The 8,275-nt window shown below is 72.3% G+C and carries 9 protein-coding genes and 4 tRNA genes; 7 read left to right on the top strand and 6 right to left on the bottom strand.

The annotated features are described in order from the left end of the window. Positions 1-89: 89 nt before the first annotated feature. The 4 genes from ACFVJX_RS35790 to ACFVJX_RS35775 all read right to left on the bottom strand — a co-directional run bounded on the left by ACFVJX_RS35790 (position 90) and on the right by ACFVJX_RS35775 (position 437). Positions 90-161 (bottom strand) — tRNA-Val (locus ACFVJX_RS35790). Between the two features lie 19 nt (positions 162-180). Further along, a tRNA-Val gene (locus ACFVJX_RS35785) sits at positions 181-252 on the bottom strand. 1 nt (position 253) lies between these two features. Beyond that, positions 254-327: transfer RNA gene (locus ACFVJX_RS35780), tRNA-Cys, on the bottom strand. Positions 328-364: 37 nt separating this feature from the next. Further along, a tRNA-Gly gene (locus tag ACFVJX_RS35775) sits at positions 365-437 on the bottom strand. Between the two features lie 163 nt (positions 438-600). On the opposite strand from ACFVJX_RS35775, the gene ACFVJX_RS35770 reads away from it, so the two are divergent. From ACFVJX_RS35770 to ACFVJX_RS35760, 3 genes are all read left to right on the top strand, one after another. Further along, complete coding sequence (locus ACFVJX_RS35770; protein WP_384135822.1) at positions 601-1,638, top strand: chorismate-binding protein; 1,038 nt, start codon at positions 601-603, stop codon at positions 1,636-1,638. Continuing rightward, positions 1,635-2,456, top strand: a complete 822-nt coding sequence (locus ACFVJX_RS35765) for an aminotransferase class IV (protein WP_384135805.1) — start codon at positions 1,635-1,637, stop codon at positions 2,454-2,456. The genes ACFVJX_RS35770 and ACFVJX_RS35765 overlap by 4 nt, the downstream gene beginning before the upstream one ends. A gap of 67 nt (positions 2,457-2,523) precedes the next feature. Next, positions 2,524-3,360, top strand: coding sequence for a GNAT family N-acetyltransferase (locus ACFVJX_RS35760; protein WP_384135807.1), 837 nt, complete (start codon positions 2,524-2,526; stop codon positions 3,358-3,360). A 370-nt stretch (positions 3,361-3,730) separates the two neighbouring features. Here the strand turns inward: ACFVJX_RS35760 and ACFVJX_RS35755 are convergent, their stop codons facing one another. After that, positions 3,731-4,249 carry a DsbA family protein gene (locus ACFVJX_RS35755; RefSeq protein WP_384135809.1) on the bottom strand — a complete coding sequence of 173 codons (519 nt, stop codon included), beginning with the start codon at positions 4,247-4,249 and terminating at the stop codon, positions 3,731-3,733. A gap of 201 nt (positions 4,250-4,450) precedes the next feature. Between ACFVJX_RS35755 and ACFVJX_RS35750 the strand changes: the two genes are divergently transcribed. From ACFVJX_RS35750 to ACFVJX_RS35735, 4 genes are all read left to right on the top strand, one after another. Further along, positions 4,451-4,912, top strand: a complete 462-nt coding sequence (locus ACFVJX_RS35750) for a hypothetical protein (protein WP_384135811.1) — start codon at positions 4,451-4,453, stop codon at positions 4,910-4,912. Between the two features lie 201 nt (positions 4,913-5,113). Then, positions 5,114-6,133, top strand: a complete 1,020-nt coding sequence (locus ACFVJX_RS35745) for a LacI family DNA-binding transcriptional regulator (protein WP_384135813.1) — start codon at positions 5,114-5,116, stop codon at positions 6,131-6,133. An 81-nt stretch (positions 6,134-6,214) separates the two neighbouring features. Continuing rightward, positions 6,215-7,186 carry an acetylxylan esterase gene (locus tag ACFVJX_RS35740; protein WP_384135815.1) on the top strand — a complete coding sequence of 324 codons (972 nt, stop codon included), beginning with the start codon at positions 6,215-6,217 and terminating at the stop codon, positions 7,184-7,186. 147 nt (positions 7,187-7,333) lie between these two features. Next, positions 7,334-7,489, top strand: coding sequence for a hypothetical protein (locus ACFVJX_RS35735; RefSeq protein WP_384135817.1), 156 nt, complete (start codon positions 7,334-7,336; stop codon positions 7,487-7,489). A gap of 4 nt (positions 7,490-7,493) precedes the next feature. Here ACFVJX_RS35735 and ACFVJX_RS35730 read toward each other — a convergent pair whose 3' ends face one another. Beyond that, positions 7,494-8,081, bottom strand: a complete 588-nt coding sequence (locus ACFVJX_RS35730; RefSeq protein WP_384135818.1) for a CGNR zinc finger domain-containing protein — start codon at positions 8,079-8,081, stop codon at positions 7,494-7,496. Positions 8,082-8,275 lie beyond the last annotated feature (194 nt).

Here is an 8,275-nt window from a genome sequence, read left to right as displayed (position 1 = left end):
ATACTGGGATTGAACCAGTGACCTCTTCCGTGTCAGGGAAGCGCTCTCCCGCTGAGCTAATCGCGCAGGGTGACCCTGCGTGTACTGCGTGCGCGATACTGGGATTGAACCAGTGACCTCTTCCGTGTCAGGGAAGCGCTCTCCCGCTGAGCTAATCGCGCGGGGGTCCTTGCGGACCGGTGGACGATACTGGGATTGAACCAGTGACCCCTTCCGTGTCAGGGAAGTGCTCTCCCGCTGAGCTAATCGTCCTTGGAGGTGGAGACGGGATTTGAACCCGTGTAGACGGCTTTGCAGGCCGTTGCCTCGCCTCTCGGCCACTCCACCAGGGATGGGGGTTCGGGAAGATCCCCCACCTTCTGCGAGCGGACGACCAGGTTCGAACTGGCGACCTCAACCTTGGCAAGGTTGCGCTCTACCAACTGAGCTACGTCCGCTTGTCGGTTCCGGTTCACTTGCGCGTCCCGGCGACGTGATGAACTCTAGCGGATTCCGGGGCCAGTACAAAAACGCGTTTGTGCAGCGTGCTGAGGTGCACTCGCCCCGGCGCAGGTCACCGTGGGCCGTCCTAGACTCACCGGCGTGCACGCCCTTGCCCCCATGGCCCGCTTCGGCGGCCTCGTCGCCTCCGATCTGCAGGATGTCACCAGCGACCCCGCAGCTCTCGAATCGTCCGGCTTCTGGGCCGTATGTGCCGATTTCGAGGGCCGTCTCGTCTGCGCCCGCTTCGCCACCGTACGCACCGCCGCGGTGCCCGCGCCGGTGCCGGGTGCCTGGCGCGGGCCGGCCGCCGGTGACTGGAGCTCCTCCCTGGACCGCGCCGCGTACATCGCGGGTGTGCGTCGCATCCGTGAGCACATCGCGGCGGGCGAGGTCTACCAGGCCAACCTCTGCCGGGTGATGACGGCCCGGCTGCCCGATCCGGCCGCCGCGGACGTGGACGCACTCACCGCGCTGCTGGCGCGCGGCAACCCCGCCCCCTACGCGGGAACGATCCGGCTGCCCGCGCACGGCGTGGAGATCGCGACCGCTTCCCCCGAGCTCTTCCTCCGTAGGGACGGCCGCACGGTCGAGTCCGGGCCGATCAAGGGCACCGGCCGGACCGAGGACGATCTGCTGGAGAAGGACCACGCCGAGAACGTGATGATCGTCGACCTGGTCCGCAACGATCTGGGACGGGTCTGCGCCACCGGATCGGTCGGAGTCCCCGCCCTCTGCGCGGTCGAGGAACACCCGGGCCTGGTCCATCTCGTCTCCACCGTGCGCGGCCTCCTGGCCGAGGGGGCCGGCTGGCCGGAACTCCTCGCCGCCGCCTTTCCGCCCGGTTCGGTCACGGGCGCCCCGAAGTCCAGCGCGCTGAGGATCATCGGAGAGCTGGAGACGGCCCCGCGCGGACCGTACTGCGGGGGCATCGGCTGGGTGGACGCCGACCGGGCCACGGCCTCGCTCGCCGTGGGCATCCGCACCTTCTGGGCCGACCGCTCCGCGGGCGCCCCGGTCCTGCGGTTCGGCACCGGTGCGGGCATCACCTGGGGGTCGGATCCGGAACGTGAATGGGACGAGACCGAACTCAAGGCGTCCAGGCTGCTCGCGGTAGCGTCGGGCGTATACGAAGCAACCGGAAGGACCGCACCATGAAGATCTGGGTCAACGGCGAACTGCGGGCCGCCGATGACGCCCGGGTGTCCGTGCTCGACCACGGGCTCACCGTCGGCGACGGCATCTTCGAGACGGTCAGGACCAACCACGGCAGTCCCTTCGCGCTCACCCGGCACCTCGACCGGCTGGCCCGCTCCGCCCGGGGCCTCGGCCTTCCGGCGCCCGACCGGGACGAGGTGCGCCGGGCCTGCGCCGCCGTCATCGAGGCCAACCCCGTCCCGCTCGGCCGGCTCCGGATCACGTACACCGGAGGCATCTCGCCGCTCGGCTCCGACCGCGGCACCGCCGGACCCGGACTGGTCGTCGCCCTCGGCGAGGTCACACGCCGCCCGGACACCACGGCGGTCATCACCGTCCCGTGGACGCGCAACGAACGCGGCGCGCTCAGCGGCCTCAAGACCACCTCGTACGCGGAGAACGTCGTCGCGCTCGCCCGCGCCCACGAGCGGGGCGCCTCCGAGGCCCTCTTCGCCAACACCGTCGGGCAGCTCTGCGAAGGCACCGGGTCCAACGTCTTCGTCGTACTCGACGGGCAGCTGCACACCCCGCCCGTCGCCTCCGGCTGCCTGGCCGGGATCACCCGCGCGCTGGCCGTGGAGTGGACCGGGGCGCAGGAGACCGAGCTGCCCTTCGACGTCCTGGAACGCGCCGAGGAGATCTTCCTGACCTCCACCCTGCGCGACATCCAGGCGGTCCACCGGGTCGACGGCAGGGAACTGCCCGGCGTACCCGGCCCGGTGACCGCCAAGGCGATGCGAGTCTTCGACGAGCGCGCCGGCAACGACCTGGACCCGTAGCGTCCTTCGGTACGGCCGCCGCCAAAAGCGGATGACTGCTCCGCGTACGGGGGATACAAATCCCCTGATGACCACGACACTCCGGCCGTCCGGGCCGATCCAGCCAGGCGCCGACGGCGCACAGGAGCGCGCGTACGACGTGTGCGACAACGGGCGGCCCGTCGGGGCCGTCGAGATCGGCACCGAGCCGGGGTCGGCCGGAGCGACGGGCCGGTTGCGGGGACTGCGGATCGACGAGCCCGTCCGCCGTCGCGGCCGGGGCACCATCGCCGTCCTCGCCGCCGAAGAGGTCCTGCGCGGCTGGGGCTGCACCCAGGTGCTCACCGATGTCGCGGCCGACGACACCGCGGGACAGCGGCTCACCGGAGCGCTCGGCTACACCGAGCGCAGCAGGAACATGATCAAGTCGCTGCCGTCCGTTCCCCCGGCCCTGGCCGACGGGCTCACCGCGCGGCCGATGACCCCCGGGGAGTTCGAGCGCTGGGAGGACGGCGCCGTCGCCGCGTACGCGGACAGCCTCGTCACCCGCGGCACCTCGCGGGAGGCCGCGCTCGGGATCGCCCGGACCTCCCACGCCCGGCACCTGCCGGACGGCCTGGCCACCGAGGGCGCCCATCTGCACCTGGTGCTCCACGACGGGGAGCGCGTGGGGTACGTCTGGGTGGCGCGGTTCGAGATGCACCCGGGCCTCCTCGTCGGCTACGTGTTCGACGTGGAGGTGCGGCAGGAGTTCCGCGGCCGGGGGTACGGGCGGGCGCTGATGCTCCAGGCGGAGCGGATCGCCCTCGCGGCGGGCGAGGAGCGACTGGGCCTGCATGTGGTCACGGCCAACACGACCGCGGTCCGCCTGTACGAGTCGCTGGGCTACGAGCCGACCCGGTACAACCTGGCGAAACAGCTGTAGACGGCCCGCCCCGGCACTGCGCTTGCCGACGCTGTGCTGCTCGCCCCCGGCGCTGCCTGCCCCCGGCGCGGCCTGCCCCCGGTGCTGCCCGCGCCCGGCGCGGCCTGCCCCCGGTGCTGCCCGTGCCCGGCGCGGCCTGCCCCCGGTGCTGCCCGCGCCCGGCGCGGCCTGCCCCGGCATTGCGCTTGCCGACGCTGCGTGCCCCGGCACAGCCCTGCGCTGTCCGCCCCGGCACAGCGCTCGCCGGCGCTGCCTCCCGGGCGCTGTGCTGCCCGCGCCCCGCGCTGCCCGCCGCCGGCACTGAGCTTGCCCGCCCCGTGCCGCCCGCCGGGCCGTGCCCGCCCTCGCCCCCCGGCGCCGACGCCGCCGCTCAGCCCTGCTCGGCGAGCAGCCGGTCGGCGATCTCCTCGATGCGCTCGCGCAGCCCTTCCTGGCTCTTGCCGCCGTCCAGCCGCTCCCCGCCGATCACATAGGTCGGCGTGCCGGTGACCCCGATCGCCTTGCCCTCGGCCTGGTCGGCGTCGACGATCAGCATGTGCCGGCCGTCGATCAGGGCGGTGTCGAACTCCTCGGCATCCAGACCGAGTTCCCCGGCCAGCTCGATCAGCAACGGCTCGCCGGTGCGACCGAGGTCGGCGGTGCGGGCGAGCACGGCCTCGATGTACGGCCAGTCCTTGCCCTGCACCGCCGCCTCCTCGGCGGCCTGCGCGGCGGCGTAGGCGTGCTTGTGCTTCTCCAGCGGGAAGTGCCGCAGCCGCACCTCGATCCGGTCGCCGTACCGTGCCCGCAGGGCTTGCACATCGGTGAGGGCGTGGTGGCAGTCGGGGCACTGGAGCTCGCACCAGACGTCGAGGACGACCGGCGCTGCTGCGGGGGTGGAATCACTCATGGGACCAGTCTCCCAGGGCGTACGGCGGAGCCCCTACCTGGCACCGGGCGGGTGCGGGCTGATGCCCGGCAGCCCGCCCGGGACGGCACCTGCGGAGGATCCCGGCCCTGATATGTCCCTGATGTGGGCCCCGGGCGTGGCCCCGGGCCCGTCGGCAGGTGCAGGATGGAAGGGACGTTTCCCCTGCGCCTGGAGGCACCGATGCTTGCCGAGACCATTTGTTCCGCGGCGTCCGCGGCGGGCCTGGGCATCGCCGCCGTCACGGCGTACCGGAAGCGCTTCCTCGCCGCGACCAGGATCGCGGCCTACTCCCTGGTCCCGGTCGGCCTGGTGCTGACCGGTGTCGTCAAGTGGGTGTCGGACATCGCGTTCAAGCCGAGCGTCTGGCTGGGCTTCGGCCTGCTGGGGGTGGCGTGGCTGCTGTTCATCACGACCCGCGCGATCGAACGACGCGGTGGCGGCACCCGCAAGGAACGCAAGGCGGCCGCCCGTGCCGGGCGGAACGACGCGGTGGCGCCGGCCGCCTCCGCCCCCTCGCTCGGGGTGGGAGGGGCCCCGGCGGCCCAGCCGCAGCAGCGGGAGCAGCCGAAGAAGCAGGCCGCGGGCGGATCGGGCGACGACTTCAGCGATATCGAGGCCATTCTGAAGAAGCACGGCATCTGACCGGCTGGCCACACCGTCCCGCAACCGTCCCGCAGCGCCGGTACCTCGACCCTATGAATCGATTCAGCCAAGATCCTTGACGCTGTTCGGGGATGAGGCTAGCGTCCCGAACGGGGTTGAATCAATTCACTCACGCCCGTCCGTACGATGGGGTGACGCCGCTGGACCAGTGCGGCCAAGGGCACCAGTGGGGCAGGACAAGTGGCGCGTGTGGCAGGGATCAAGGATGTGGCCCGGCAGGCCGGCGTCTCCGTGGGCACGGTCTCCAATGTGATCAACCGGCCGGAGGCCGTACTTCCCGAGACCCGGGCGCGGGTGCTGGCGGCCATCGAGGAGCTCGGCTACGTCCGCAGCGAGTCCGCCCGCCAGCTCAGGGCGGGACGCAGCCGCATCATGGCCCTCCTCGTCCTGGACATGGGCAACCCCTTCTTCGTCGACGTCGCCCGCGGCGCCGAGCGCGCCGCACGGCAGGCCGGCCTCGGCGTCATGGTCTGCAACAGCGGCCAGAGCCCCGCGGAGGAGGCCGAGTACCTCGGCCTCTTCGCGGAGCAGCGCGTGTGCGGCGTACTGGTCACACCGGCCGACGCGACCGGCCGCAACCTCGAGTCCTTCAGCCGCCACCGGATCCCCTACGTCCTCGTCGACCGGGTCGCCTCCGGCACCGGCACCTGCGCGGTCTCCGTCGACGACGTACGGGGCGGCGCCCTGGCCGTCGGTCACCTCATCTCCGCCGGGCACCGCTCGGTGGCGTACGTCAGCGGCCCAGGGGACCTGCACCAAATCAGGGACCGCCGCACGGGCGCGCTGACCGCCCTGGCCGAGGCGGGCCTGGACCCCGAGTCACTCGTCGAGATCCCGTCCGACCGGCTGGACGTGGCCGCGGGGCGCGACGCCGGAGCCCGGCTGCTCGGCCTGGTACCCCGCCCCACCGCGGTGTTCTGCGCGAACGACCTGCTCGCCCTCGGGGTGCTCCAGGCGCTGTACGCCGCCGGGGTACGGGTGCCGCAGGACATCGCCATCGTCGGATACGACGACATCGAATTCGCAGCCGCCGCTGCCGTACCGCTCACCTCGGTCCGCCAGCCCGCGGTCGTGATGGGCCGGATGGCCGCCGAACTCCTGCTGGAGGAGGCGGACGACGAGGACGGCAACCACGAGCACCGCAGCGTCGTGCTCCAGCCGGAACTCGTCGTGCGCGCGTCGAGCTCCACGCCCCGCTGAGGACCCGCCCGCCCCGTCGCCCTCTCCGCAGGCCCGTCCCTGCGCCTTCCGCTCCCTCCAGCTGCCCGAAACGGAGATGCCGTGTCCCTTTTCGACCTGCCCCTGGATCAACTCCGCTCCTACCGGCCCGAGCCCGGTGAACCGGACGACTTCGACACCTTCTGGCGGCGCACCCTCGACGAGGCGGCTACACATCCGCTGGATGCCGAATTCACTCCGTACGACGCGGCGTTGGGCAACGTCGACACCCACGACGTGTCGTTCGCCGGCTGGAGCGGCCACCGAATACGTGCCTGGCTCAACGTGCCCGCCGGGGCCGAGGGCCCCCTGCCCACCGTCGTCCACTACCTCGGATACGGCGGCGGCCGCGGGCTGCCGCACGACCACCTGGTGTGGCCCGCCGCCGGCTGGGCCACCCTGCTGGTGGACACCCGGGGCCAGGGGGCCGTCAACAGCAACTCACCGGGCTCAACCCCCGACCCGGACGGCGGCCGCAATCCGCAGTCGCCCGGCTTCATGACGCGCGGCATCCTCGACCCCGAGACGTACTACTACCGGCGGGTGTTCACCGACGCGGTACGCGCCGTCGATGTGGCCCGGGCCCACCCGGCCGTCGACCCCGACCGGATCGCCGTGCACGGCGGCAGCCAGGGCGGTGGCATCGCGCAGGCGGTGGCCGGGCTCAGCCCCCATGTGCGGGCCGCGCTCATCGACGTACCGTTCCTCACGCACTACCGGCGCGCCGTCGAGATCACCGACCAGGATCCGTACAGGGAGATCGTCCGCTTCCTCTCCGCCCAACACGGCGTGTCCGAGCAGGTGTTCCGGACCCTCTCGTACTTCGACGGCATCAGCTTCGCCGCCCGTGCGACGGCGCCGGCGCTCTACTCGGTGGCCCTCATGGACACCGTCTGCCCGCCGTCCACCGTCTTCGCCGCCTACAACCACTGGGCGGGCCCCAAGGAGATCGAGGTCTACCCCTGGAACAACCACGAGGGCGGCGGCTCGGTCCAGCGAGGGGTGCAGCTGCGCATGCTGCGCGACCTGGGCTGACCGGCGGGGGAGTGCGCCGCGGTCCGAATATGTGACGGGAAACCGCACGCCGGACCGATTCCGGTCACCACGGGAGGGTTGAACTCCCGTTACGAAAACGCGTGTTGATCACCAACGTGGGCCGGGCTGCGTCATGATCGTCCCGAGATGGTGGACACCTCCCGGGGCGATGCCCCCGCACCCCCCGCCGAAGAGCCGCGTGGCTGCCTCTTCGCGCTTTCCCAGCCCCCTCTGATGATCTTCCTCGCGGTGATCGGCGGCCTGCTGCTGATGGCCGCGTTGCACGATCTCTTCGTGCTGTGAGCGGTCAGCCCGCCGCTTCCCTGCGGCGCGCCCGGTACGCGGCGACGTGCAAGCGGTTACCGCAGGTGCGGCTCGAACAGTAGCGGCGGGAGCGGTTGCGGGAGAGGTCGACGAAGGCGCGCCGGCAGTCCGGCGCCTCGCAGCGCCGCAGCCGCTCCGTCTCGCCCGCCACGATGATGAACGCGAGCGCCATGCCGCAGTCGGCGGCCAGGTGGTCGGCGATGGAGGCGTCCGGCGCGAAGTAGTGCACGTGCCAGTCGTAGCCGTCGTGGTCGCTGAGCTGAGGTGTGGTGCCCGCAGCGGCCACCAGGGAATTGACGAGCGAGGCGGCGGCCCGGGCGTCGGACGCGGCGAAGACCTCCGCGAACCGTGCCCGCACGTCGTGCACGGCGCGCAGGTCCTTCTCGTCGAGTTCGTTCACCCCGCTCACCCGGTGGCGCGCGGCGAACGCGTGGAGCGCGGGGACGTCCTCGATCCCGTCGGCCGGCCCGGCGGCCGGTGACCCGTCCTCCGGCTGTGCGCTCTCGGGCGCGGTGTTCACCAGATCGACCACCGTCTCGAGGGCGATCCGGGTGTCGTGGGGGATCAGCACGCTTTCGCTCCCTGGCCTCCGGCGGGCGGGGCGCCCGCCGATGCCGGCTGACTCTACTGGCTCGATGGCGACATCCGGCCCCGGCCGGATCAGGTCCGTCCGGCGATCGAGGGCACCTCCGACGCGGCCGCCGGGAGGCCCGCGGTCCGCGCACGGGCCCCGGCGGAGGACGCGGACCGGCGCCGTCCCCACGG

This window comes from Streptomyces sp. NPDC127177, assembly GCF_042672475.1.
Taxonomy (GTDB): domain Bacteria; phylum Actinomycetota; class Actinomycetes; order Streptomycetales; family Streptomycetaceae; genus Streptomyces.
The sequence above is the reverse complement of the archived record's forward strand: the minus strand, read 5'-3'. Positions and strand labels throughout refer to the sequence as shown.

Coding starts and splice junctions, on each gene's coding strand:
- ACFVJX_RS35750 (WP_384135811.1), top strand. CDS start 4,451: ATGCTTGCCGAGACCATTTGTTCCGCGGCGTCCGCGGCGGGCCTGGGC.
- ACFVJX_RS35760 (WP_384135807.1), top strand. CDS start 2,524: ATGACCACGACACTCCGGCCGTCCGGGCCGATCCAGCCAGGCGCCGAC.
- ACFVJX_RS35770 (WP_384135822.1), top strand. CDS start 601: ATGGCCCGCTTCGGCGGCCTCGTCGCCTCCGATCTGCAGGATGTCACC.
- ACFVJX_RS35765 (WP_384135805.1), top strand. CDS start 1,635: ATGAAGATCTGGGTCAACGGCGAACTGCGGGCCGCCGATGACGCCCGG.
- ACFVJX_RS35755 (WP_384135809.1), bottom strand. CDS start 4,249: ATGAGTGATTCCACCCCCGCAGCAGCGCCGGTCGTCCTCGACGTCTGG.
- ACFVJX_RS35735 (WP_384135817.1), top strand. CDS start 7,334: ATGGTGGACACCTCCCGGGGCGATGCCCCCGCACCCCCCGCCGAAGAG.